The following is a 25,609-nucleotide window of genomic DNA, read 5'->3' on the forward strand; positions in this document are numbered from 1 at the left end:
CCCGAGGGGACATGGCCTTCGGCACGTACCGGCACCGCGCGGCGCCGGTACGTGCCTGCAAACGTATCCGGCACCCGGCCTGAGGAGGAGGGCCCGGTGCCGGAACGCGCTGCTATTCTCAGATACGGGCGCTCAGCGAGAGGCCGATGGTTCGTCCGAGAATGTCATAGGTGTCCGGGAAGGTATTGAACACGCCCCCGCTCGAAACGAACGGCGGATCCTTGTCGAACAGGTTGTAGATACCTGCCGTCATCGTGATCCCCTTTTCGAATTCGTACGAGGCCGAAAGATCGAAGGTGTTCTGTGCGGAGATCGTGGCCGTCGAGCCCGCTGCGCTCGAACGGACCTTGCTGATCCGCTGCCAGTCAAACTGGATCAGCCCCTTGTCGAACAGCCACGAAACGCCGGCGGTGTGACGGTAATCGGGCTGAACGAGCGTGGTACCATCGCTCGAGCAGGTGGCCCCGAAGGTGCCCTTGCACTGCACCGCATCCACGGTCGCGTTCGCCTGGATCTTGTAGGAGGTGACGATATTGCCCTGATAACGCAGGCGCAGGCCGTCACCCGGGATCCAATCGGGCGAGAGCGTGTAGGTCACGCCGATATCGATCCCGCGCTGGAGAATACGGCCCAGGTTCTGGTTATTGACGTAGGCATCGCGGAACGAGCCGTCGTCGTTGCGCGTAACAAGCTGGCACAGCGGATTTCCGGCACTCGGATCGGTGATGTAGCAGCTTGTGATCGCAGCGATCGGCTGGATGACGCCCACGGCACCGCGAAGGTCCAGCTCGTACCAGTCCACCGTCGCGGTGAGGCCGGGCAGGAACGTCGGCGTCAACACCGCGCCAAGGGTCTTGGTGTGCCCGGTTTCCGGCTGCAGATCGGGGTTGCCGCCATAGTAGTAGTTGCCTGTGAGGTAACCCGCTGCAGTCGAATCCACCGAACCGGCGGCCGGCGCTCCAAAGCGCGCGCACTGTGCAGCATCGCCGGTTCCAAGGACGCACGGGTCACCGCCGTAACGCGGACGCAGACGATCGACGGTCACGAGGCTGCTGAACGCAAGCGAAGAGGTGCCGCCCGCAAACTCCCCGAAGTTGGGCGTACGCAGAACGCGCTGGTAAGTGCCGCGCAGACGCACGTTGGAATCGACCTTCCAGTTCGCCTCGATCTTCCAGGTTCCGTGCGTTCCCCATTTGTCGTACTTCGAGAGACGGTACGCGCCGCCCACATCGAACTTCTCGATCAGCGGAATGTCGTGCAGCACGGGCACGAGCAATTCGCCGTAGAGCTCGGCCACATCAAACGAACCACGGTAGGCCGCCTGCACGCCTTCGCGGTAGGTCGTGCCGTTAAGCAGCGCGGAATCCTGATCGATGCTGGCAGTCTCGCGGCGGTATTCCACGCCCAGCGAGAAGCCGATAGGACCTGCCGGAAGGGTCAGGAAATCGTCGAGCGTACCGCTGAGGTTGGCGGCCGTGACGAACTGGTCGCGGTCACGATGGAAGCTGCTGAAGTCGCTGAGCAGAGCATCCTCGAGCGAGCCATCCTGTGCAAAGATGTTCGTGCTGTTGGCAATCGTGGAGAACATCGAGGCACCCGACGGGGCGTTGCGAATGCCGTCACCCGTGATGTCGGTGGATTCGCTTGAACGGCCGTATTGCGCGTAGATGTTCCAGTTCGTCGCAGGCGTCAGCCCGCCGCGCAGACCCGTCTGAGCCTGGAAGGTATCGCGATCGGTGTGGTACATCACGATCTGGTTGAGCGACCGCGACACGTTCACCGCCGCCGCTCCGTCGACGAAGGTCAACTGGTTGCGAATGTCGTCGGTGAGATAGGGATTGGATTCCAGGATCGAGACCGTCTCGTTCAGCGCAACCGGCGTGGCGCCGACGGTGCCCGTCTCGGTCGAGCGGACGTTGGTGTACATGACACGGCCATAGACTTCGATGTCCGGCGTGATCTCATATTTGTAGAGCGCGGTCGCGTTGAAACGCTTGAGTCCCGAAACGAGCGGATAGCGCGCGCTAATGTTGGAGGTTGCCGAAGGGGAGGTCGTGAACGCCCCGGCGTCGGTGTAGCCAAAGGTGTTCCCACTCGCGACATCGGTGTATGTGCCGCCGAGGCTGGGGAGCGTCGTTCCCGGCGTCTCGGCCCAGTCACGGTCGCCCGCGCGGATCATGTCGCGCTGCGTGTAGTCCATCGCAAGGACGATGTGCCCGCGATCACCTACCCCGGTTCCGAGAGTCAGGGCACCGCCGTATTGCGCGCCGCCATGCTGCGAAAGACGGGTGGTCGCGGTGCCCTTCACACCTTCAAATTCGTCGTCGAGCACGAAATTGACGACGCCCGCCACGGCATCAGCACCATAGACGGCGGCCGCACCGCCTGTCAGCACGTCGACACGCTTGATCAGCGAGGCGGGGATCGAGTTCGCATCAATCGAGTTGCGGAAGCTGAACGGCGTCGCTCGGGTGCCGTCGATCAGGACGAGCGTGCGGCTCTGACCGAAATTGCGCAGTTCGAGGACATGCGCGCCAAATGCATCACTTCCCTGCGAGCCCTGACGAGCACCGCCGGAAAGCTGGGGGACCTTGGTCGAGAAATCCTCGATGGTCAGGGCCGACTGAAGCTTGATCTGCTCCTGGTCAGTGGTCGCAACCGGGCTGCTCGAAACAAGACCGGGCACGGAAATGCGCGTGCCCGTGACGATGATGTCATTGCCTTGTCCGCCAGCGTTGTCGGAAGAAGTGGCATCCTCAGCCTGCGCGAAAACCGCCGTGGGGGCAGACGCAAGCGCGACAGCGAGCGCGGTCCACGCAACCGCGTGCCGTGGTGACTTAATCATTATGATTTTCCCCTTATTCTCTATCCCTGAACCCGGCTTGCCCCGCCAGGGAATCGGCGATGCGAGCACATCCGGATGCGATGGAGAGCATGGCATACCTGTTTCATACATGCAAACATTGGTATCTCACTGGTACTATTTACAGTGTCGCAGCAGCCCGGCACCCAACAGACGGGGCATCAGCCAAGGGTATGCGCCCCCCCCCCGGCTGCCAGAGCCGCCCGCCCGTCGACGCTGTGCGCACGCCAGTCGTCTCCGGCCAGGTCAGCGGCAATCCTGCCAGACTGCGCGCGGCCAGATAGGCCATGGCCTCGGCCTCGATGTAATCGCCACGAAGGCCGAGATCGCTGGCAAGGCGACACGCGCCAAGACGCTGGCGCAGCGCATCGACCATAGCGGGGTTATGCGCCCCTCCCCCACATAAAACCCATAGATCAGGGGCTTCGGGGATATGATCGAGTGCCAGGCACACAGCTTCAGCCGTAAAAGCCGTCAAGGTTGCCACCACATCTTCCAGCTTGCGCCCTTCCGCCCAGTCCAGCGCGAAATCATATCGGTCCAGCGACCGCGCACCTCTGCCCCGGAAATAGGGATGCTCCAGTAGCTTCGCGAGTCGCTCCTGATCGACCCGCCCCGCACGGGCCAGACGCCCGCCATCGTCGTAACGACCGACGCCGCATGCCTGCACCACCTCATCAATAAGACCATTTCCCGGCCCGGTATCGAATGCCACCAGTGCGCCATCGCGCCCGATCCAGGTCAGGTTCGCCACACCGCCGATGTTGAGGAACGCCACGGGGCCAGGGCACCCGAGACTTCGGGCCAGCGCCGCATGGTAGGCCGGAACCAGCGGTGCGCCCTGCCCACCTGCCTGCAGATCATCCTGGCGCATCTGGGCAACCACCGGCACACCCAGTCCATCGGCGACGACTTGCGGGTCTCCGATCTGCAAAGTCAGTCCCCGTTCGGGACGATGCAGCACGGTCTGACCATGGAAGCCAATGAGATCGACCGGCCCGCAACGGCTGAGCAGGTCGCGCCCCGCCAAAACGTGCGCCGCCTCGATCACGCCAGCGGCACCCGCAAGGCTGGCGGGCTGGTCGCCATAGCCATTCCAGGCCAGGGCGTCGCGTGTCGCTCGCGCAAGAATGGCGCGCTCTCCATCCGAAAACGCCGCGAAGCCGGTCGCCCCCTGCACCACGTCATCTCGGCCGTCTGTTTCGATGATTGCGACGTCAACTCCATCCAATGACGTGCCGCTCATGAAGCCCATGACCCGCATCAGATATCCCCTTCCCAGCGGCATACAAGCAAGCTCGCATCGTCATGAATCTTGACGCGCGGAAACCGGCGACGACTTCCCGGTGCACATTCGAGTGACCGCAGCCGGTTCAGCCAATCCGTCCAGCCCCGAACATCGCAAATGGCCAGATGGTCTGCTGGATCCGCCTCGCCGAACATCTCGATCAGGCGCAGAAACCCGTCACTCGCGATGGCAAATCGCGCACCTGGCGAGAGAGGGATTCGCATCTGCCATAGGTGATCGGCGGCTTCCGGGCTGGTGCCCAGCACCCAGTAGCCCCCATCCCGGTTTATCGTGCTCCGCATGGCCTGCAACCCGGGCAGGAGCCGTCGGCCAAGTTCATCGGACGACATTTCGGGATCCACACCAAGGTGGTTTCGAATTTCCTCGACCAACTCCGCTCCGCGCGCATCCAGCGGCGAGCTTCCGAACAGAGCCGCCTCGCCGTCGCGCGCTTCCGCGACAATTCGGCAGTCGGCAAGCGTCGTCAACTCAGCCTCGTCCCCGATGACCCGAACCATTGCGAAGGCTGCCGAAGGAAGTTCGTGCGCCGCCGTGGGCAAGCGTGTCGCGATGGCGCCCAACCGCTCCGCGCAGCCCGTCGTCACCTCACGGATCAATTCGACGGTCGGGATCTGCGGGTCTCGCACCAGTATCTGAGCAAGAAGGTCATTCGCCGTTCTCGCCAGCCAGGCGGCATCACTGGGCGCGTCGGTCAGGCGACCTCCCACACCTGTTGCGCCGTCGATGACCCAGGCTGCCGAGCCGCAGTGGCCGACGCAGTCCTCATTGACATCGCCCTGACCATCCGAGGCCGCAATCTCAATCGTGAGCAACGCAAAGGCTCCTTCAGACGTTCCATTCCTTGGGCCGCTCCCGAGCGCCCGACACAAATCAGATAAAACCATTTTAATGCCACTTGAGTCAAACACAAAGAATGGTATTAACGCCGCCATGCACTCGAAACGCCCCGATCTCACCACGCAAATGGCGCGCGAAGCCGCCGAAGCTCCTCACCGTGCCAGCGAACAGCTCCACCGCAACGCCGCACTGGTTCGTGAAGCCGGTGCCCGGCTGCGCCGACTGGCACCACCTTTCGCCGCCACTCTTGCGCGCGGCAGTTCGGATCAGGCAGCAGGGTTCGGCAAGTTCCTTCTCGAACGTCACGCCGGGATTCCCGTTCTGAGCCACGCCCCCTCGATCGGCTCGCTCTACCACGCGACATCGCCGCACTTTCAGGGCATCCCCGTTCTTGCGATCTCACAGTCGGGCCGCAGCCCAGACCTTTTGGCCGCCGCCGAAGACGCGAAGAAGCAGGGCGCGCTCATCGTTGCGCTGGTGAACGATACGGCCTCCCCCCTCGCCGAACTGGCCGAGATTGTGATCCCTGTTCACGCAGGTCCGGAAACCAGCGTCGCGGCGACCAAGAGCTTCATCTGCACGCTGGTTGCGCTGATGCACCTGACCGCAGAGTGGAGCCAGGACCCGGCCCTCCTCGCCGCGCTCGACGCGACCGGCGATGTACTGGAAGAGGCCGCACGCGCCGACTGGAGCGATGCGGTCGCGCTGGTTCGCGATGCCACGCAGATGCTGGTGCTGGGCCGCGGCCCGACGCTGGCCATCGCGGGCGAGGCCGCCTTGAAGCTCAAGGAAACGTCGCGCCTCCACGCCGAGGCTTTCAGCAGCGCTGAAGTCGCGCACGGCCCGATGACGCTCGTGGGCGACACGGACCCGGTTCTGGCACTGGCCCCGCTGGACGAGGCCCGCACCGGCCTTCGAGAACGCCTTGCCGATTTCACCGCGCGCGGCGCGCAGGTCATCGCGGCTGGCCATGCCGAAGACATCGAGGCCGCACGCCTGAAGCTTCCTGCAACGACCACGGCACACCCCGTGCTGGCCGCCATCGCACAGATCCAGAGCTTTTACGGCTTTGCCAACGCTCTCTCCATCGCAAGAGGCCACGACCCCGATAGCCCACCCCATCTCAACAAGGTGACGCGCACGCTATGACCCGACCAAGCGCCCCTGACGCGGCCCTTACCGGGGCACGGATCGTCACGCCGTCCGGGATCCTCGATGCGCATGCCCTCCTTATCGAGGATGGGCGGATCGCCAGCCTCGTACCGGACAGTTCGGTTCCGGACGGCGTCCTCGTGCAGGACCTTGGCGGCGGTTATCTGCTGCCCGGCTTCATCGATACGCAGGTGAACGGAGGCGGAGACGTCCTGTTCAACGACGCGCCTACGCAAACGGGCCTGCGCACGATCATCGCGGCGCATCGACGCTTCGGGACAACCGGCCTCCTGCCCACCCTCATCACCGACCACCTCTCGGTCGTAGATACGGCTCTTGCCGCGGGTGAAAGCGCTCTTGCCGAAGGGATGCCAGGCCTGCTGGGCCTGCACATCGAAGGACCTCACCTCAACCCGGCCAAGAAGGGCATTCACGATGCAAGCCGCATCGTGCCCATTGACGGGGGCATCGTCGAACGGCTTGCCGCGCCGACGAAAGGACGCCGGATCGTCACGCTGGCGCCCGAACTGGCACCGGTCGGAGCCGTGCGACGCCTTGCCGAAGCGGGCGTGCTGGTCTGTGCCGGACACAGCCTGGCGACCTATGAAGACGCTCGCAACGCGCTGGACGAGGGCCTTGCCGGTTTCACCCACCTCTTCAACGCGATGACGCAGTTCCTCAGCCGCGAGCCCGGGCTCGTGGGCGCGGCACTGGAAAGCCGCACGACGCATTTCGGCTTGATCGCCGATGGCCGCCATGTCCATCCCGCCAGCCTTCGGGTCGCACGACTGGCACGCGGGGACGACGGCATCATGCTCGTCACCGATGCCATGCCCCCGGTGGGCGGCACCAAAGGCAAATTCACGCTGATGGGCCGCGAGATCATCATGCGTGACGGCACCTGCAAGGGATCGGACGGGACGCTTGCGGGATCGGCGCTGACCATGGCCGAAGCTCTGCGCAACGCGATGGACTTCATGGGCTGCGATCTGGTCAGCGCTTCGCGCATGGCGAGCGGCAATCCCGCCCGTTTCCTGCGCCTCGACGAGGAGGTAGGCGAAATTGCGCCCGGCCTTCAAGCCGATCTGGTCCACCTCAACGACGAACGGCACGTGCAAGCGACCTGGATTGCGGGCACGCGCGAGGACCATTGCGAATGACCCCCGAACTCGGGCTGATAGACGGACGCTTTGGCCGTCCGTGGACCGCGGAGGAGCGGCGCCATGTCGCCCGCACGCTCGCGGAAGGCGGCTTTGGCTTCTACCATCACGCCCCCAAGGCAGACCGCGCCCTGCGGCGGGAATGGCAGCGCGCGCACAGCCCCGAAGAGACCGCGGAACTCTCCGAATTCTCGGCCTTCTGCAGAGGCCTTGGCCTGCGTTTCGGGATCGGTCTCACCCCGATCGGCGCCACGCATCCTTTCGATGGCGCGGCCCGCGACGACCTCGCCCGGCGCATCGCCGAACTCGACGCCATCGGCCTCGACGATCTGTGCATCTTCTTCGACGATCTTCGAGGAGATCTGCCGGATCTTGCCCGGCGCCAGGCGGACGTAGTCAACTTCGCGGCCGAACGCACTAGGGCCGGGCGGATATTCACCTGCCCTACCTATTATTCCGACGATCCGGTGCTCAATGTCGTCTTCGGCGCGCGCCCGAAGGACTATCTCTCGAATCTCGGCCGGCACCTTGCACCCGGGATCGAGGTCTACTGGACCGGCGAGGAAGTGTGCTCGCGGGCAATCGAGCCCGCGCATCTGGCTCGGGTCACGCGGGAACTGGGCCGCAAGGTCACGCTGTGGGACAACTATCCGGTAAACGATGGCGCGCGCATGTCGCGCTTCCTGCACCTGCGTGCCTTCACCGGACGGCCTGCGGCAAACGCCGCGCACATCGCGGGCCATGCCGTCAATCCTGCGATTCAGGCCCATTTGTCCTGCCTTCCCGCACTCACCTTGCCGATGGTCTATGCCGAAGCTGAAGATTACGCCTATGGCGCTGCTTTCGCCGAAGTGGCTCGCACGCACCTCGGGCCCGAATTCGCAAAACGCCTGATGGAGGATCTTGCCGCCCTGCACGACATCGGCCACGAACGCCTCGGCCCACGCGCCGACCGATTGCGCGAGCGCTACGCATCGCTCGATCATCCCGCGGCACGTGAAATCATGCGCTGGCTGGATGGCGAGGACCTGATGCGCGATGACGAGGTCCAAACCCAATGACATCTGTGATACCGGCCCTGCCGAGACCCGATACCGGCGACCTCCTGAGCGCCTTGCGCGCCGTGGTCGGGCGTCGCCACGTGCTGACATCCTCGCGCGCTACGGCACGGTACCGGAAGGGCTATCGCACAGGCAATGGTCCGGCAATCGCTGTTGTGCGGCCCGGAAGCCTCCTGGAATTGTGGCAGGTCGCCAGCGCCTGCGTCGCCGCCGATGTCTCGATCATCATGCAGGCATCGAACACGGGCCTGACCGGCGGCTCGACCCCGGACGGGGGCGATTACCCTGGCGGCCTCGTCATTATCTCAACGACGCGGCTTGGCGACCTGCGGGTCATTCGGGACGGCGCCCAGGTTCTCTGTCAGCCGGGGACGACGCTCAACCGGCTGGAACGGGCGCTGCGCCCGTTCGGCCGCGAACCCCACTCGGTGATCGGCTCTTCGTGTCTTGGCGCTTCGGTCGTCGGCGGGGTCTGCAACAATTCGGGCGGCTCGCTGGTGCGGCGCGGCCCGGCTTATACCCAGCTTGCCCTCTACGCGCGGGTCCAGCCAGATGGCACGCTGGCCCTCGTCAACCATCTCGGCATCGCGCTTGGCGACACGCCCGAAACGATTCTCGCGCGCCTCGACCGAGGCGATTTTTCCGAATCCGACATCGATCCCGCCACCCGAAGCTGGGCACATGATCACGCCTATCTCGACCATGTGCGCGATATCGATAGCGCCAGCCCGGCGCGCTTCAACGCGGACCCGCGCTGCCTGTTCGAAGCTGCCGGTAGCGCGGGCAAGCTGATCGTCTTCGCCGTACGTCTCGACACTTTCGCACGCGAGGAGGAGACCACCACCTTCTACATCGCGACGCGCGATCCTGCCCGTCTCACCCGGTTGCGCCGTGCGATGCTCAGCGACTTTGAACTCCCCCCGATCGCGGGCGAGTACATGCACGAGACGGCCTTCGACATCGCCGATGTTTACGGACGTGACATGTTCGTCGCGATCGAGCGGCTTGGCACCGACCGACTGCCCGCCCTCTTTTCGGCAAAGTCCCGGTTCGACGCCGTCTTCGGCGACGGCCGCTCGGACCGGATGATGCAGTGGGCGGGACGCTTCCTGGGCGATCACCTGCCTACGCGCATGCGCAAGTTCCGCGCCCGCTTCGAGCATCATCTTATCCTGAAGGTGAGCCACGACCAGGTCGGACCGACCCGCGCCCTGCTCGCCGAACTGTTCCCCGGCGACAGCCAGGCCGACCACTTCGAATGCACCGCCCAGGAAAGTGCCAAGGCCTTCCTGCACCGCTTCGTTGCAGCCGGGGCGGCCGTGCGCTACCGCGCGGTCCATCCCGAGACCGTTGAAGATATCGTCGCTCTCGACGTCGCCCTGCCGCGCAACACGCTGGAGTGGGAAGAACACCTTCCGCCCGAACTGGAAAGCAAAGTCCTTCACACACTCTACTACGGGCACTTCTTCTGCCAAGTATTTCACCAGGATTACATCGTGCGCAAGGGCACCGACCCGCTGCGTTTCGAACATGCGCTCTGGGATCTGCTCGACACGCGCGGAGCGCAATACCCGGCGGAGCATAACGTTGGCCACCTCTACATAGCCAAGCCCGAACTGACCGAATTCTACCAGAGCCTCGATCCACGCAACCAGCTGAACCCCGGCATCGGCCAGACCGCGCGTGGGCGTCACTGGTCCTCCCCATCCCCCCACGGAGACGGCTGCACATGACCTACTTTCTCGGTATCGACGCGGGCGGCAGCAATTGCCGCGCACGCCTGATCGACGCGCAAGGAACCGTGATCGGAGAGGGCCGTGCGGGAGCCGCAAACGCGAGGATCGGGCTGGAGGCGCTCTACGAGACACTCAATGCCACGATCAACGAAGCGGTCGCTCAAGCCGGGCTGACGACGTCCCAGCGCGCCGCGATCGCCGGCGGCATGGGGATCGCCGGGATCACCCGCCCCGGCGTGCAGGACGGCCTCGATGCGTTCGATTTCGGCCTCGCCTCCTGCCGCTATGCCACGGATGCCCAGATCGCGAACCTGGGCGCCAATGCCGGAGAGGATGGCGCGATCCTCATTATCGGAACCGGCAGCATTGCCCAGCTTCGCATCGCGGGCGAGGACCACACCATCGGCGGATACGGCTTTCCTATTTCGGATGAAGGCAGCGGCGCGGCCCTTGGCCTCTCCGCGATGCGTCACGCCCTTCGCGCGCTGGACGGGCGCACCCGCCGCACCGAACTGAGCGCCGCGGTCACTGAGCGTTTCGGGCACGACACCGCGCAGGCCATCGCCTGGATGGATAATGCAACCCCGCGTGACTACGGCACATTCGCTCCGCTCGTGATGGACTACGCCGAAGCTGACGATCCAATCGCGCGGTCCATCATCGAGGACGCGGCCAGCCACATTGAACGTTTCATCGAGACGATCTTTGCTCGCGGCGTGACGCGCTGCGTACTTGTCGGCGGCCTGTCCCACCGTATGAAGCCCTGGCTGCGCGCACGCACCGTCGAACGCCTGAGCGAGCCTCTGGGCGACGCTCTGGATGGCGCCCTGCGCCTCTCTGGGTACCGTAGGTCCTAGTTTGCGCGCGCGAACCGTTCAATCGGCTACTCCGTCGGGCCGCCCTTTCAGGATCGAGGGCGCCCGAGGCATTTTCTCAGAAGACATGCTTCAAGGTGAGCCCGTAGGTACGCGGGTCGCCCGGTGTGCCCACGATCAGTCCGGTATTGCCGCCGGGCACCTGCAGCTGCTCGAAATAGCGGGTATCGAACAGGTTGCGCACCCATCCGAAGATCTCGAAGCCGGCCTCACCACGAAAGCCCAGGCGCAGGTTGGTGAGCGCATAGCCTTCGACCCAGGTGTAGGCAGAGGGCGTGGGATTGCTCGAGAAGCGCGAGCGGTAGCTGCCGTCGATCCCGAGATAGACGGCACCCTCCTGCCCGAGCAGCGTGACCGGCACATTCCCTTCGGCCCCGTAGGCGAGCGCCAGTTTGGAGACACCGGGCAGCCGCGCGCCCGATATGTCGCAATTGATGGGGCTGATCCCGCCGGGGGTTCCGGGCTGGTCGGGCTCCTGTCCTGGCTGGGGCGAAGCTCCTCCAGACAACTCGGGCGGACACGGTGCATCTGTAAAACTACGGTAGGTGGCGTCGGTCCAGGCCGCGTTGGCATAGGCATTGAAGCGCAGGCTCGGCCGTATCGAGAGGTCGGCCTCCAGCCCTTGAGTACGCACCTGCCCGGCATTGGCGAGATAGCCACGCAGGACACCCAGGCTGCCGTTCGTCACGAGCGCCTGGTAGTTGGCAATGTCGGTGCGGAAAGCCGCGAGGTTCAACGTGGCGCGGCGATCCCAAAAGCGCGCCTTCACGCCGATTTCATAGTGGTTGACCGTTTCCGGGGCGACCGTCGCGGCCTCCAGGATGGGCCGACCATCGGCATCGGAGGGAACCCCGTTGAGGTTCACCCCGCCCGACTTGAAGGTATGCGCATAGGTTGCATAGACGAGCACCTCGTCCGAGACTTCGTAGCTGGCGGTCAGGTCGTAGCTGAAGTTCCAGTCCTCGTAGTCGACGGTGAAGGCCTGCGGCGCGAGCACCGCACGCTGCGCAACGATCCGGGGATCCGTGCTCTGGTACGTGACCCGTTGCCCCTCCCCATTGGTCACGACCGAGGCGTAGTCCCCGTCCTTGCTGTCGTAATTGAGGCGCACGCCCGGGCGTAGCGTGAGGCCCGCCAGCGGTTGCCAATTGACCTGGCCGTAGAGTGCGGCGCTCGTGTTATCGAGGCCGATGGTGTTGGTCGCGGTCAGTCCGTCGAGCACGCTCGGGTCCGCGCTGAGTGGATTGGAAGGGTTGATCAGCCAGGCGCTGGCTGCGGGCCCCTGCTGCTGGCTGCCTTGTGTGTCGACGCTCTGCTGAAAGAAGAACGCGCCCAGGGTGTAGCCAAGTGCCCCCTCCCCGCCCGACAGGCGCAGTTCCTGGGTATACTGGTCCTGCTGGGATGGGTTCTGGCTAAGGGTGGTGATGCCAAGGCCGGTGAAGTCACGATCGTTCTCGGGCTTCCAGTCCCAGAAACGCCAGGCGCTGACCGAGGTAAGCGTGCCGATGCCGGTGTCCCACACTGCCTTCAGCGACGCGCCGCCGACCTTGTTGCCCGCGTTGAGCGACGCGTCCAGATCGGTCAGGCGGTCGAAGGCATCGGTGCTGGGCGGCGCATAACCCTGCGCGGCGGCTAGCGCCTCGTACTGCCGGTTGAGCGTGCGCTGCGTCCGGCCGGTCCGCACGTAGACCGTCCCGCAGCACTCCGGGTCCTGCTGCGAGTAATCTCCGGCCAGCGTGATCGAAAGGCTTGCGCTTGGCTGCCACAGGAGCTGTGCGCGCAGGCCCAGATTGTCCTGCGCGTTGATCCAGCGTCCGCTGGTCGTGTTCCACAAGGTTCCGCGCCGACTGGTCGAGGAAAGCGCGAGGCGGGCCGCCACCGTTTCGGAGAGCGGCCCCGAGACAGCTGCCTTGGCCTGGCGAAAATCAAGGTTTCCTACGGAAACTTCGGCACGCCCCTCGAAGTCGAAGGTGGGCTGGCGCGTGGCGATGTTGATCGCGCCGGCCGTGGTGTTCTTGCCGTAGAGTGTCCCTTGCGGACCTCGCAGCACCTCGATCCGCTCGACATCGAGGAAGTCGAAGGTCGCCGAAGCCACGCGCGCGAAGTAGACATCGTCGACGTAGATGCCCACGCCCTGTTCGATGCCGTCGTTGGTGAGGCCGAACGGCACGCCGATGCCGCGGATGTTCACGGCCGTGTTGCGCGGATTGGTGCTGTAATACTGCAAGGTCGGGGTCAACTGCTGCAGGCGTCCGACGTTGAAGGAGCCCGTGGCGTCGATGTGCTCGCCGCCGACGACCGAGATCGCGATCGGGACGTCCTGCACGGTTTCCGTGCGCCGCCGTGCGGTCACGAAGATCTCGCCATGGTCCGCCGCGCCGGTGCCGACCGACGTGGGATTATCCGGCCCTGCACCCGCCTCTGCGCCTTGCGGTGGCGCTTCCAGGGTCTGGGCCATGGCGCTCACCGGGAAGGTCAGGATCAGCGCTGTGGCAAGAGCGGTCGATGCAAGGTGGTTGGAGCCGGCAAGTCCGGATCGGCGCGAAGTCAGATGCATTGGGTCCCTCATGAAGTGTGCCCTGCATCCGGCGGTCCGGTCTGCGCGATCGAGGCCATTGATCGTGTTCTGGAAAAGCCGCGCCCGCACGCTTGCGGGGCACCGGCAGCCGTGCGGGAGACAGGATGTGCCCGTGCACTCTCCCACCTCCCCTCGGAGAATTTGTACTGCGTCCGGATGCCTCCGGCATCCCGGACGTGATGCCAGATATCAGCGTGGCGAGCGCGGGGCCTCACCCTGCCCCAGCAACGTGGCCAGCGCGCCAGCCTCCAGCAGGGGGCGCGGCGGGGGCGTTACTGCCGCGATCAGGCGCTGGACGAGGTACTTGCCGTAAGGCCAATCGCGCAGGCCCGAGGCCGCATTGATATGCCCCATCGGCCCCGCATCGACCATAGGCGCCCCCCAGATCCGCGCCATCCGCCGGGCATGGCCATAGCTGGCGTACGGATCATTCCGGCTTGCTACGAGCAACGCGGGAAAGGCGAGACGCTTGCGGACAACCGGGCCGAAGGGGCGGAGCCGTGGATCGATCGGAGCATACTCGACGTCGGGCGGGGCGACGAGCAAGGCGCCTGCCACGCGAGACAGCAGTTCCGGTTCAGCCGCATTCCACCAGCCCACGGCGTGGCAGCCCAGGGAATGGGCGATCAGGATGACCGGCCGTGTCGCGGCGGCAATGGCGCTGTTGAGGCGGCTCACCCAGGCCTCCCGGCCGGGCGCACTCCAGGCTCCCAGTTGAACGCGTCGGCAGGCCGCATCCTCGCGCTCCCAGATGGTTTGCCAGTGGCCGGGGCCGCTGTTGTCGATGCCCGGCACGGTAAGCAGAGCAGGCGCCAAGGCCGCATTTGCAAGATCGTTCATGAGCATTCCCCTCACGAGCCTGCCGCGTAAAGGACTAGGCCAAGCGTGGCCCAGGCTGTCAGCGAAATCGGCAGGGCCAGAGCGAGGCCGCGAAAAAAGGGGCCAGGCTCCATGCGCGGAATTGGGTCTACATGCAGGAAAGTCCCCGCCTCATGCAGCCGTGACGCGGAGGCATGGGGACCAGGACCAAAGTGGATCGAGCCTGCCTGCCGTAGACGAGGGACGGCGGCGCGACGGCGGGTGTGCTGCCGCGAGGTATGAAGGGATCTGAACGTGCATTGCATCGTATCACCTCAAGATTTGGGACGTGAGGGGAACACGAGGCCTGGCGTTGTCGCCCGAGCATCGCGCGCTTTAGCGGTTGGTAACGCGGAGCAAGCTGCTTCCCGATCAAATGCCGCGAGCCGGGAGAAATCGGGGGCGTCCCGGCCAGTCGCCCTTTGTAGATTTAAACCCTGCCTTTTAAGTAGGGAAAATGTCAAGCCGATCTGGATGGCGGACGCGCGAACGCCTCACTGGCCCTCACATGAGGTGCGCGCAGGCCACCACCAACCACGCCGCCGGTACGAAAAGCACCTGTGCCAGCACCGTCCCACAGACTCGGCTTAAAGCGAGCAGGACCACGGTGCGCCGGAAAACGCCCTCTCCGACACTTCCGGACACGACATCGTCGGTCATGACCGAGAGCTGCGGATCAATCAGCACGAACAAGAGAATTGTCGCAAATCCGTTGACGATGGCCGACAATTGAGAGGCCGTGACCCGGTATTCGGGGACCAGATAGCCCGCGTAGAGCGAGGCGAGGACGCCCACCCCCAGCAAGGCCTGCGCCAGGACATTGAGCGCGATGACCGAAAGACCGACGCCGTGCAGGCCGCAAAGGCCGCGCAAATGTGAGGCACGGGGGCGCGTCCCGGCCCGCCACAGAAAGGCCAGACCACGCGGTGAGGCAGCCACTTTCACGAGCGTCAGAACCGATCGATGATGCTGAAAATCACCGATGGCGCGAGAAAACCACCGCTGTGCGGTCGGAATGAACAGCGTGCCCAGGACGCTCGCCGCCGTTGCCGCAGCCAGGACCAGCCGAAAGTCGAAAAGCAGCCCATCGCCCGAATCGGCCAGCAGCGCGCTTTCGATTCGCTTGGCAAGGAACGGCCCGAGAAAGCCGTTGGACAAACGCGAGAGCAGCACAAGGACGTTGAAAAGCGCAAATGCCAGCGCAATTCGCTGCGTTCGAACCCCGGCGATCCGGGCGGCATAGGCCAGCGCTCCGACAAAATTGATGGCGAACGTCAGCAAGCAGATCGTCAGCAGTTGCAGATCCAAGAAACACGCCTCGTATGGGGGGACGACGCCTACATAGACGGGCCAAAAGATTTGGCCTACTAAATTAATCGGGATATAGGGCGAACCCGTCGGCCCCGACGCCCGGGTGGCGTCGGGCCAGGCTGTTCGATCAGGAAGAATACGGCATGACGTTCGCGCAATGGGCAATCCTGGGCATCCTCCTGGCCATGATCGTGGCCTATGCGTCCGAGCGCTTTCGCGTCGAGCTTGTCGCCATGGCCGGTCTCGGTGCCGCCTTCGCACTGGGCCTCGTGCCGGTGCAGGCGGTCTTCGCCGGATTTGCCAATCCGGCGGTCATCACCGTGGCGGAAATCCTGCTCGTGGTTGCCGCACTTGCGCAATCGCGCGTGATCGACACCTTCGCACGGCGCATCGTCAGCCGCGTGCACGGAGAGACCGCGATCCTCGCCGTCCTGTGCAGCCTTGCCGCGCTGGCTTCCACGGTCATGAACAACATCGGCGCGCTGGCGCTCTTCTTCCCGGTCACACTGTCGGTCTGCGCGCGCCTCGGACTGCCGCCGGGGCGCATGCTGATGCCGCTCTCCTTCGCAACCTTGCTCGGGGGCACCTGTTCCCTCACGGGCACGCCTGCGAATCTTGTCGTCAATGACTGGATGGTATCGCAAACGGGCGCAAACATGGGCTTCTTCGGCCTCGCCAAAGTCGGCTTGCCGGTCATGGCAGTGGGCCTTGTCTGGCTGGTTCTCGCCGCCCCACGCCTGCTGTGCGCGCCTGCGAACGCCCCTGCCGGGAACGATCTCGGCCCCGCCTCCTTCCTCACCGAAGCACGCGTACCCGACGGTTCTGCGGCGAAGGGCCTGCATCTGCCGGACGCGGAAGCCCGCTTCGACATCCTCGTCCACGGCGTCGTGCGCAATGGCGCCCATGTCTTCGCGCGCCGGGCAGATATCGTCTTGGCCCAAGACGATATTCTCCTCCTTGAGGCCGACTTCGCGCTGATCGACCAGCTCCACCTGGAAGGTGCCCTTGCCGCTGCGGAACGCCACGAGGGGACCGCCACGCCCGAACGCAGCGAGGCCGTAGTCATGCCGGACAGTTTTCTCCTCGGCTCACGAATCGGCGATATCGGGCTGTTTGCCGAGCACGCGATCCGCGTGGTCGGGCTCGCGAGCCGACGCCACCGGATAGAGGGGCGCTTTGCGGATCTCCAGATTGGGGTCGGCGACGTCCTCATCCTTGAGGGCGATCGCGAGGCGCTGGGAACGACCCTGGCCGAGGACGCGCTCCTGCCCCTGTCCCGGCACCGCCCGCCCCGTCTCAACGCCCGTGCGGCGACGGGTGTCGGCGTCTTTGCGACCGGCGTGCTCGTCTCCGCCTTTGAACTGATCCCGGCCGAGATCGCCTTTGGCGCGGTCGTGTTCCTCCTCGCCGCGACCCGCTGCCTCAACCTGCGCACCGCGTTGCAAGAGCTGAACTGGCCGATCGTAATCCTGCTCGCCTGCATGATCCCGCTTGGCCTGGCGGTGCAAGATACAGGAGCCGCGCGGGTGATCGCCAACGCCATCGTCGCCTGGCTCCCCGGGGAACAGCCGCTCGGAGTGATCGCGTTGGTACTGTTCATGGCCATCGCCATCACCCCGTTCATCGACAACGTGTCGACCGCTATCGTGCTCAGCCCCATCGCCACAAGCATCTCCGCGCGCACGGGCGTGGCGCTGGAGCCCCTGCTGATGGCCGTCGCGGTTGGCACTTCGCTCGACTTTCTGACGCCGTTCGGCCACCACAATAACGCGGTCGTGATGGGCGCAGGGGGCTATCGCTTTCGGGACTTTCCCCGCTTTGGCGCTCCACTCCTGGCGCTGTGCTGTCTTGCCGCGCTGCTTGCGTTGGGCCTGATGGTCTAGTTGTATCCGCGCCCTTGGGGGCGTAAAGTCCAGTTCTGTTGTAGGGAAGTTGCACCCAGGTCATGATCTCGAACAAAGCCAAGTACGCCCTGCGTGCCCTTCTTGCCGTAGCCGCCCAGCCTGAAGGCGAGGCCATCACCAGCACCGAGATCGCCCGCAGCCACGCGATTCCGCACAAGTTCCTCGAGCAGATCCTGCTCGATCTGAAGAAATCCGGCATCCTGGAAAGCCGCCGTGGCAAGGCTGGGGGCTATGTCATGTTGCGACCCGCGGATACGATCAGTTTTGGCGAAGTTCTGCGCATTTTCGATGGTCCGCTTGCGCCGTTGCCGTGCCTGTCGCGCAACGCCTACCGTCGCTGCGAGGACTGCGAGAACGAGGCCCGGTGCATTATCCGTCGCGAGCTTGCCCGCTCCTACGAGGCGAGCCGACAGGTACTGGAATCGCGCACGATCGCGGATGCCCTGCGCGAAGGCCAGGAACCCGGTTTCATCGCACGGGAGCGCAGGGCTAGCTAAGCCCGTGCGCTTTTGCGCCTTTACAATCCCTATCATCCAGATAGGAATAATGCGGTAACGAGTCGCTCCCGCTTTTCCGTCCACACGGGCGGAGGGAAGGCATCCAGGAGACCGCGTAATGAAACCTGCCCTGAGGACACGCGCCCGGCGCGCCGCCGTCCTGCTGCTGGCCCCCTTCGTCCTGTCCGCCTGTTCGCAGGCTGGTGATGGTGCCGCGGGCGAGACCATCGAACTTCTGAACGTCTCCTACGACCCCACGCGCGAACTTTACGAAGCGCTCAACCCACGTTTCGCAGAGCATTGGAAGGCCAGGACCGGCAAGGACGTCTCCATCCGGATGAGCCATGGCGGATCGGGCAAGCAGGCCCGCGCGGTAATCGACGGCCTTTCGGCCGACGTGGTGACGCTGGCGCTCGCCTACGACATCGACGCGATCGCCGCGCGCACCGGCGGCAAGCTGCCGGAAAACTGGCAGGCCCGCCTGCCCCACAACAGCACGCCCTACGCCTCCACCATCGTCTTCCTCGTGCGCAAGGGAAACCCCAAGGCCATTGCCGACTGGAATGACCTGGTGAAGCCGGGCGTCGCCGTGATCACGCCCAATCCCAAGACCAGCGGCGGAGCGCGCTGGAACTTTCTGGCCGCTTGGGCCTACGGCAAAGCGCATGCAGGTGGCCGCGATGCGGGAGCGCAGGAGTTCGTGCAGCGCCTCTATCGCAACGTGCCCGTCCTCGATAGCGGCGCGCGCGGGGCCACCACGACTTTCGTGGAGCGCGGCATCGGCGATGTCCTGCTGGCCTGGGAGAACGAGGCCTATCTCGCCCGCAAGGAACTGGGCGAAGATCGCTTCGACATTGTCACGCCCTCGCTCTCGATCCTTGCGGAACCCCCCGTGGCGGTGGTCGATGGCAACGCGCGGCGTCACGGCACCGAAGAGGTCGCCCGGGCCTATCTCGACTATCTCTACTCCCCCGAAGCCCAGGAAATCATTGCGCAGAACCATTATCGCCCGATCGACACCAACGTGGCGCAGCGCCATGCGGATGACTTCCCCACGCTCAACCTCGTGACCGTCAACGGCGAATTCGGTGGCTGGAAAGCGGCGCAGGAACGCTTCTTCGCCGATGGCGGAGTGTTCGACCGCATTTACGCCCCCGGCGGACGGTGACGGCCATGGACATGACGACTTCGGTGGTGCTCGACCACCACACGCGGCCTGCCCGGTCCGACAGGATTCCGCCGCCACGCCCCAGGCCCCGCCCCCGCTCGATCCTGCCCGGCTTCCGGCTGACCATGGGCCTGACCCTCCTGTGGCTGTGCCTGATCGTTCTGATCCCGCTCAGTACGGTATTCCTCGCCAGCGCCGGAATGGGCTGGGCGCGTTTTGCCGAGGCGGCCTTCTCGCGCGCGCGCTGGCGGCCTACCGGATCAGCTTTGGCACGTCGCTAATTGCAGCCAGCGTCAACGCGGTGTTTGGACTGCTGACCGCCTGGGTGCTGGTGCGCTACACCTTTCCCGGCCGGCGCCTCGTGAATGCGCTGGTCGACCTGCCCTTCGCGCTCCCGACCGCGGTGGCGGGCATCGCGCTCACCGCGATCTGCGCGAGCAATGGCTGGCTCGGCCGCGTCACGGCGCCGCTTGGCCTGCCGCTTGCCTACAACCCGGCGGGGATCACCCTGGCGCTCATTTTCGTGGGGCTACCCTTCATCGTGCGCGCGGTCGAACCGGTACTCGAAGACTTCGACCGTGAGGTCGAGGAAGCGGCGCTCTCGCTGGGCGCAGTCCCGGTGCAGGTCTTTGCCCGGGTGATCCTGCCCGAGATCCTGCCCGCGCTCCTGACCGGTTTTGCACTCGCCTTCGCGCGGGGACTGGGTGAGTACGGCTCGGTCATCTTCATCGCCGGGAACATGCCCTTCACCTCGGAGATCGCCCCTTTGCTGATCGTGACCCACCTTGAGCAGTACGACTACGCCGGTGCCGGTGCGATCGCCACCGTCATGCTGATGGCAGCTTTCGCCATGCTGCTGGTGATCAACCTCATCCAGGCCTGGAGCCGCCGCAGGAGCGTGCGATGACGTCCCGTCTCCGTTCTGCAGGCCCGGCGGTACTGATCCTTGCCGCGCTGGCCTTTCTCGCCCTGTTCCTGCTGCTTCCACTCGTGGTGGTCTTCGTCGAGGCGTTGAAACATGGTCTCGCCGCCTACGGGGCCGCACTCGTCGATCCCGATGCGCGCAGCGCGATCCGTCTGACCTTGCTGGTGGCGGCAATCAGCGTGCCGGTGAACGTGATCTTCGGGCTCGTTGCGGCCTGGGCCATCGCCAAGTTCGACTTTCCCGGGCGCAGCTCCTCATCACTTTCATCGACCTGCCCTTTTCGGTCTCGCCGGTGGTGGCAGGCCTCGTCTACGTGCTTCTTTTCGGGGCACAGGGGTGGCTCGGACCCTGGCTCGACAGACACGACATCCAGATCGTCTTCGCGGTGCCGGGGATTGTCCTTGCGACCATCTTCGTGACCTTCCCCTTCGTCGCCCGCGAACTCATCCCGCTCATGCTGGAACAGGGACGCGACGACGAGGAGGCCGCGCTCTCGTTGGGAGCCTCGGGCCTGCAGACGTTCCTGCGTGTCACACTGCCCAACGTGCGCTGGGGCCTGCTCTACGGCGTGCTCTTGTGCAACGCGCGGGCGATGGGCGAGTTCGGTGCGGTCTCGGTGGTGTCGGGGCACCTGCGCGGACTGACCAACACGATGCCGCTCCACGTCGAGATTCTCTACAACGAATACAACTTCGTGGCCGCCTTTGCGGTGGCCTCGCTGCTGGGCGGCCTCGCCCTTGTCACCCTGGTTCTCAAGACCCTGGTCGAGGCGCGGTTCCAGCATCATCAACGGAGGAATGCCTAGATGATCGAACTTTCCGGAATAGCCCAAAGCTACGGCGCGCAGACCGTGCTCCAGGATATCGACCTGTCGGTGCGCGATGGCGAGTTCCTTGCCCTCCTGGGCCCCAGCGGTTCGGGCAAGACGACGCTCCTGCGCATCATTGCCGGGCTCGCCTTTCCCGAGCGAGGCACCGTGTGCTTCAACGGCGAGGATGTGACCGATCTCAAGGTCGCGCAGCGCAAGGCAGGCTTCGTCTTCCAGCACTACGCGCTCTTCAAGCACATGACCGTGGCCGACAACGTGGGCTTTGGTCTGTCGGTGCGCGGCCGCCGCGAACGCCCCTCCCGAGAGGCGATCCGGGCCCGCGCCGAGGAACTTCTCGACCTGGTCCAGCTGGGCGGCCTTGGCGCACGCTATCCCGCACAGCTTTCTGGCGGCCAGCGGCAGCGCGTAGCGCTCGCCCGCGCCCTTGCCACGGAACCGCAGCTGCTTCTCCTTGATGAACCCTTCGGCGCTCTCGACGCGCAGGTGCGCAAGCATCTGCGCCGATGGCTGGGAGACCTTCACAAGCAGATGGGTCTGACCACGATCTTCGTCACCCATGATCAGGAAGAGGCGCTCGAACTGGCGGATCGTGTGGTGGTGATGGAGGGCGGACGGATTGAGCAGGTCGGCTCACCTGAGGAGATCTACATGGCGCCCGCTAGCCCCTTCGTCGCCCGCTTCGTCGGCGAAAGCACGCGCCTGCCGGGTGGCCACCTCGTGCGTCCGCACGACATCGAGATCGAGACGTCGGGCGACGTGGGACATCCCGTGCAGGTCGCCAATGTCTTCCGCAAGGGCGGATTCTGGCGGATTGAGGCACACAGCGAGGAGCTTGCCGGGCTCATCGAGTTCGATGCCGATGGGCGTCGTTCTCCGCCTGCCGCGGGCGACACGGTCCATATCCGCCCGCGCCGCTTTCACATCATTCACGGACTGGACGAGGTCGCGTCATGACGGCCCCGTCGCTTACCAATGCCCCCGCGACGGGTGACCACGCGCTTGAAACCAGCCTGGCGAGCGTGCGCGAGGCGCTGAGCGGACTTAAGTTCGGCAGCGTCTCGCTGACCGTTCACGAAGGCCGCGTGGTCCAGATCGACGTGACCGAGAAGCGGCGCCTGGTGCCCGTACGCTAGGTCCGTCCAAGGGTGCCAGGCCTGCCGTCATTCTCCGCGTGTCAAAGCTACGAGGCGGTGGCCGTCCTCGCTCGGCTGGAATGTCCATGAGCTTTGGCACCCTACGTAGCCAAGGCTTGCACAGAACGAGCCTATCGCGCAAACTTGGGATATGACCGTAGAAAGCAGCTGTGCAACGCCCGAGGCGACCGCCGCGTCTTCCACAGACCTGACCTCAGGAATGGTGCGCATCGAAGGGGGCACCTTCACGATGGGCTCCGAGGACTTCTACCCGGAGGAAGCACCCCGGCGGCAGGTCCGGGTGGACAGCTTCTGGATCGATGAGATCCCGGTCACGAACCGTGAGTTCGCCCGCTTCGTGAAGGCGACCGGCCACGTGACGTTTGCCGAGATCGCGCCGGACCCCAAGGACTATCCAGACATGCTTCCGGGCATGGACAAGCCTGGATCCCTGGTCTTTCGCAAGACCAGCGGACCTGTCGACATGGGCAATCCCGGCAACTGGTGGCATTTCGAGTTCGGGGCGGACTGGCGCCATCCACTTGGTCCCGGGGCCGACATCGAGGAACTCGGGCTTTGGGATCATCCGGTTGTCCAGGTCGCCTATGGCGATGCGCAGGCTTACGCAAAGTGGGCGGGCAAGGAATTGCCGACCGAAGCCGAATTCGAATACGCCGCACGCGGCGGGCTGGACGATGCGGCCTATGCCTGGGGCGATGAGCTGGCACCAGATGGCGCGATGATGGCCAATTACTGGCAGGGCCTGTTTCCCTTCGCCAACACCATGGCCGATGGTTGGGAGAGGACCTCGCCCGTGCGCAGCTTTCCGCCCAATGGGTATGGGCTCTACGACATGATTGCCAACACCTGGGAGTGGACCTGCGACTGGTGGTCGCAGAACCCGGGCGCGGGGTCCCTGGCAAAGAAAAGCAAGGGAAGCTGTTGCACCATCGCCAATCCGCGCGGCGGCAAGCTCAAGGAGAGCTTCGACCCGGCGCAACCCAAGATCAAAATCGGACGCAAGGTGTTGAAAGGCGGCTCGCACTTGTGTGCGGCAAACTACTGCCAGCGCTATCGCCCGGCCGCGCGCCATCCCGAGGCGATCGACAGTTCAACCACGCACATCGGCTTTCGCTGCGTCGTGCGCGGGGGCTGAACCCGAAGAATCCGACCGGGCCGGCAGGAACGACCTGCCAGCCCGGCTCACATAATTATCCCGCTCAGGGTTTCAGGTGCGTCTCGAAGAAATCGAGCGTGCGCTCCTGCACGTCGATCTGGTGCGCGCGCTGCTGGATGGAATGCCCCTCGCCCGGATAGTAGACGAGCTCCACCGGTTTGTTCAGCCGCGTGAGACCGGTGTAGTACTGCAGCGACATGTCCGGCGGCACGCGGGTGTCCGCCTTGCCGTGCAGCAGCAGGACCGGGGTTTCCACCTTGTCCAGCAGACGCACCGAGGACACCGCGTCGAGATCGGCCAGATGCTCCTGTGCCTCTCCGAAGTAAGCCGCTGAGAAATCGGGGATGTCGGTCGTGCGGGCGAGAACCGCCATGTCGACCGGGGCTGCCCCGATCACGGCTGCCTTGAAGCGATCCGTCTGCGTCACGCTCCAAGCCGACATGAAGCCACCATAGCTCCAGCCACCGATGCCCAGGCGCTCCGGATCGGACGTGCCATCGGCCACCAGCTTGTCGATGCCGTCCATCATGTCCTGGTAGTCGGCGCCGCCCCAGTCGCTGCCGACCGCACGCGCGAATTCGGTGCCCTGCCCGTCCGAGCCGCGGATGTTGGGAAGCAGGACGGCATATCCATGGGTTGCGAGCATCTGCGCCCATTCATGCCAGCTTCCCAGCCAGCCGGACCACCAGGCCCATTCCGGGCCGCCATGGATCTGCACGACCGTGGGGAGCGCTCCCTTGCCGTCGTATCCCGGCGGCGTGACGAGAACACCGTAGATCGTGCGGCCATCGACCGTGCTGGTCCAGGAGACCTCGCGCACATCGCCAATGGTCCAGTCGGCCACCTGCGGGTTGATCCGGGTAATGGCCGTGGCCTCGCCGCTGGGCGTCAGCGTCCAGATATCGGAGGGGCGCTCAGGGCTGCTCAACGCAACGGCAATGCGCTGGCTGCTGGCGTCGAGAGCCAGGTCGTGCGCTTCCCCGTCCAGCTGCGCCAGCGTGTTGACATGACCATCCAGTTTGATCTGGACGACCTTGGAGCGGGTCGCCTCGAAGGTCGTCGCGAGGATCGAGCGGCTGTCCGGCGCCCAGGTGAAATGGGTGAAGAGGCCGGGATACTGATCGCCCAGATTCAGCGTCTTGCCGCTGGCGAGGTCATACACCCGGACAGCCGAACCGATGGGATTGTCTGCGCCCACCACCGAGGAGAGCACCTTGCTCCCGTCGGGCGACCAGCTGATCGGACCGCGCGAATGGGCGATCAGGGTTTCGCCAAGCTTGCCGGTTTGCGGATCGAGCAGCGCGACACCGGTGCCGTAGAAGAAGGTGTTGATGTCGGTGTTGTCCGCCGTGCTCACCGCGATGTGCGAACCATCGGGCGACCAGGCCAGCTCCGAGATGTTGAGGCCCTCGGGCGAGACCCGGCGCGCATCGCCTGTCTCCAGGTCGAGGATCCACAGGCGGGTGAAGTGGCCCGGCTCTCCGTAGACGACCTCGTCGCGGCCCGCCTCGGCATCGGCCTGCTCTTCCGGCGTTTCGGGATCGGCCGCGAGGAAGGCAAGACGGCGGCCATCGGGCGCGAACGCCAGCTTGGTGACAGATGTGCGCATGGCCGTAAGCGGGACGGCTTCACCACCATCCGCGAACGTCATCCAGGCCTGCGTCGTGCCTTCTGCCTCGCCCTTCCCGGCACGGGCGCCTTCGACCTTGGTGGTGAAGCGGAATTCGGTGTTCTCGTCCTCGACCAGCGGATTGGCACGGTCGGAGAGGAAGGCAATCCGCTGGCCATGCGGGCCCCACTGCGGCGACGTGCTGATCCCCTTGGCTCCGGCGAGCAGCTTGGCAGGCCTGCGGCCATCGGTCGGGACGAGCCAGATGGACTGGCGCTGTGAGCCTGCCGTCGCGATCTGGTCGGTCACGGTATAGAGGATGCTCTGGCCATCGGGCGACATGGCGATTTCCCGCATGTCCTTGAGACCCACGATATCCTCGGGCGAGATCGGGCCGCCCTCTTCGGCCTTCAAGGTCTGTTCGGATGGCTCGGCAGGAGCGGCGAAGGCGACGGCCGGCCCCATCGCCAGAACGGCGGCGAGGACGGAACGGATCATGTAGTGCATTGGCGTACCCTTGTGGCGCCCCGGCTTCGTTGCGCAGGCTCGGCTGCGACGGGGCGGCCCCGCGCATAAGACCGAAACTTACGCGATGTGAAGGGTAAGCAGGCGTTTTCAAACAGATCC

At 65.0% G+C, this 25,609-nt stretch carries 21 protein-coding genes; 14 read left to right on the plus strand and 7 right to left on the minus strand.

The window, feature by feature from the left end; genetic code table 11:
- Positions 1-118: 118 nt before the first annotated feature.
- The 3 genes from MBENS4_RS18890 to MBENS4_RS18900 form a co-directional block, all read right to left on the minus strand.
- A complete protein-coding gene (locus MBENS4_RS18890) occupies positions 119-2,845 on the minus strand; it encodes a TonB-dependent receptor domain-containing protein (RefSeq protein WP_039393685.1) in 2,727 nt (908 codons plus the stop codon).
- Positions 2,846-2,984: 139 nt separating this feature from the next.
- Complete coding sequence (locus tag MBENS4_RS18895; RefSeq protein WP_052322546.1) at positions 2,985-4,127, minus strand: anhydro-N-acetylmuramic acid kinase; 1,143 nt, start codon at positions 4,125-4,127, stop codon at positions 2,985-2,987.
- Positions 4,127-4,984 carry a protein phosphatase 2C domain-containing protein gene (locus MBENS4_RS18900; RefSeq protein ID WP_039393686.1) on the minus strand — a complete coding sequence of 286 codons (858 nt, stop codon included), beginning with the start codon at positions 4,982-4,984 and terminating at the stop codon, positions 4,127-4,129. Before MBENS4_RS18900 ends, MBENS4_RS18895 begins: the two co-directional genes overlap by 1 nt.
- A 118-nt stretch (positions 4,985-5,102) precedes the next feature.
- Between MBENS4_RS18900 and MBENS4_RS18905 the strand changes: the two genes are divergently transcribed.
- Genes MBENS4_RS18905 through MBENS4_RS18925 form a run of 5 tightly spaced genes read left to right on the plus strand, consistent with a single transcriptional unit; the run spans position 5,103 to position 10,975 of the window.
- Positions 5,103-6,158, plus strand: coding sequence for an SIS domain-containing protein (locus MBENS4_RS18905; RefSeq protein WP_039393688.1), 1,056 nt, complete (start codon positions 5,103-5,105; stop codon positions 6,156-6,158).
- Positions 6,155-7,321, plus strand: coding sequence for an N-acetylglucosamine-6-phosphate deacetylase (gene nagA, locus MBENS4_RS18910; RefSeq protein ID WP_039393690.1), 1,167 nt, complete (start codon positions 6,155-6,157; stop codon positions 7,319-7,321). The genes MBENS4_RS18905 and nagA overlap by 4 nt, the downstream gene beginning before the upstream one ends.
- Positions 7,318-8,382 (plus strand): beta-N-acetylglucosaminidase domain-containing protein, encoded by a 1,065-nt coding sequence (locus MBENS4_RS18915; protein ID WP_039393692.1) that lies wholly within the window; start codon positions 7,318-7,320, stop codon positions 8,380-8,382. The genes nagA and MBENS4_RS18915 overlap by 4 nt, the downstream gene beginning before the upstream one ends.
- Complete coding sequence (gene dld / locus MBENS4_RS18920; RefSeq protein WP_039393694.1) at positions 8,379-10,115, plus strand: D-lactate dehydrogenase; 1,737 nt, start codon at positions 8,379-8,381, stop codon at positions 10,113-10,115. Before MBENS4_RS18915 ends, dld begins: the two co-directional genes overlap by 4 nt.
- Positions 10,112-10,975 (plus strand): BadF/BadG/BcrA/BcrD ATPase family protein, encoded by an 864-nt coding sequence (locus tag MBENS4_RS18925; RefSeq protein WP_039393696.1) that lies wholly within the window; start codon positions 10,112-10,114, stop codon positions 10,973-10,975. Before dld ends, MBENS4_RS18925 begins: the two co-directional genes overlap by 4 nt.
- A gap of 76 nt (positions 10,976-11,051) precedes the next feature.
- Here the strand turns inward: MBENS4_RS18925 and MBENS4_RS18930 are convergent, their stop codons facing one another.
- The 3 genes from MBENS4_RS18930 to MBENS4_RS18940 all read right to left on the minus strand — a co-directional run bounded on the left by MBENS4_RS18930 (position 11,052) and on the right by MBENS4_RS18940 (position 15,737).
- Positions 11,052-13,550, minus strand: coding sequence for a TonB-dependent receptor (locus MBENS4_RS18930; RefSeq protein ID WP_242405016.1), 2,499 nt, complete (start codon positions 13,548-13,550; stop codon positions 11,052-11,054).
- A gap of 210 nt (positions 13,551-13,760) precedes the next feature.
- On the minus strand, positions 13,761-14,411 hold the full coding sequence (locus MBENS4_RS18935; RefSeq protein ID WP_039395513.1) for an RBBP9/YdeN family alpha/beta hydrolase: 651 nt from the start codon (positions 14,409-14,411) through the stop codon (positions 13,761-13,763).
- 522 nt (positions 14,412-14,933) lie between these two features.
- Positions 14,934-15,737 carry a lipid II flippase Amj family protein gene (locus MBENS4_RS18940; protein ID WP_039393698.1) on the minus strand — a complete coding sequence of 268 codons (804 nt, stop codon included), beginning with the start codon at positions 15,735-15,737 and terminating at the stop codon, positions 14,934-14,936.
- 146 nt (positions 15,738-15,883) lie between these two features.
- On the opposite strand from MBENS4_RS18940, the gene MBENS4_RS18945 reads away from it, so the two are divergent.
- The 9 genes from MBENS4_RS18945 (at position 15,884) to MBENS4_RS18980 (ending at position 23,352) form a co-directional block, all read left to right on the plus strand.
- Complete coding sequence (locus tag MBENS4_RS18945; protein ID WP_039393700.1) at positions 15,884-17,623, plus strand: SLC13 family permease; 1,740 nt, start codon at positions 15,884-15,886, stop codon at positions 17,621-17,623.
- Between the two features lie 62 nt (positions 17,624-17,685).
- On the plus strand, positions 17,686-18,141 hold the full coding sequence (locus MBENS4_RS18950) for an RrF2 family transcriptional regulator (RefSeq protein ID WP_039393702.1): 456 nt from the start codon (positions 17,686-17,688) through the stop codon (positions 18,139-18,141).
- Positions 18,142-18,259: 118 nt separating this feature from the next.
- Positions 18,260-19,309: a sulfate ABC transporter substrate-binding protein gene (locus tag MBENS4_RS18955; RefSeq protein WP_039393703.1), complete on the plus strand. Its 1,050-nt coding sequence runs from the start codon at positions 18,260-18,262 to the stop codon at positions 19,307-19,309.
- A gap of 5 nt (positions 19,310-19,314) precedes the next feature.
- Positions 19,315-19,590: a hypothetical protein gene (locus tag MBENS4_RS27650; protein ID WP_242405075.1), complete on the plus strand. Its 276-nt coding sequence runs from the start codon at positions 19,315-19,317 to the stop codon at positions 19,588-19,590.
- The gene (gene cysT, locus MBENS4_RS18960) at positions 19,590-20,216 is read left to right on the plus strand and encodes a sulfate ABC transporter permease subunit CysT (RefSeq protein ID WP_242405066.1); all 627 of its coding nucleotides are present in this window, start codon (positions 19,590-19,592) and stop codon (positions 20,214-20,216) included. Before MBENS4_RS27650 ends, cysT begins: the two co-directional genes overlap by 1 nt.
- Before the next feature lie 313 nt (positions 20,217-20,529).
- Positions 20,530-21,039 carry a sulfate ABC transporter permease gene (locus MBENS4_RS26915; RefSeq protein WP_242405017.1) on the plus strand — a complete coding sequence of 170 codons (510 nt, stop codon included), beginning with the start codon at positions 20,530-20,532 and terminating at the stop codon, positions 21,037-21,039.
- On the plus strand, positions 21,040-22,017 hold the full coding sequence (locus tag MBENS4_RS18970; protein ID WP_052322548.1) for a sulfate/molybdate ABC transporter ATP-binding protein: 978 nt from the start codon (positions 21,040-21,042) through the stop codon (positions 22,015-22,017).
- Positions 22,014-22,196 carry a YezD family protein gene (locus MBENS4_RS18975; protein ID WP_039393704.1) on the plus strand — a complete coding sequence of 61 codons (183 nt, stop codon included), beginning with the start codon at positions 22,014-22,016 and terminating at the stop codon, positions 22,194-22,196. Before MBENS4_RS18970 ends, MBENS4_RS18975 begins: the two co-directional genes overlap by 4 nt.
- Positions 22,197-22,416: 220 nt before the next feature.
- The gene (locus tag MBENS4_RS18980; RefSeq protein ID WP_039393705.1) at positions 22,417-23,352 is read left to right on the plus strand and encodes a formylglycine-generating enzyme family protein; all 936 of its coding nucleotides are present in this window, start codon (positions 22,417-22,419) and stop codon (positions 23,350-23,352) included.
- 64 nt (positions 23,353-23,416) lie between these two features.
- Here MBENS4_RS18980 and MBENS4_RS18985 read toward each other — a convergent pair whose 3' ends face one another.
- Positions 23,417-25,489 (minus strand): S9 family peptidase, encoded by a 2,073-nt coding sequence (locus tag MBENS4_RS18985; RefSeq protein WP_052322549.1) that lies wholly within the window; start codon positions 25,487-25,489, stop codon positions 23,417-23,419.
- Positions 25,490-25,609 lie beyond the last annotated feature (120 nt).

Source organism: Novosphingobium sp. MBES04 (assembly GCF_000813185.1).
GTDB classification, from domain to species: Bacteria; Pseudomonadota; Alphaproteobacteria; order Sphingomonadales; family Sphingomonadaceae; genus Novosphingobium; species Novosphingobium decolorationis.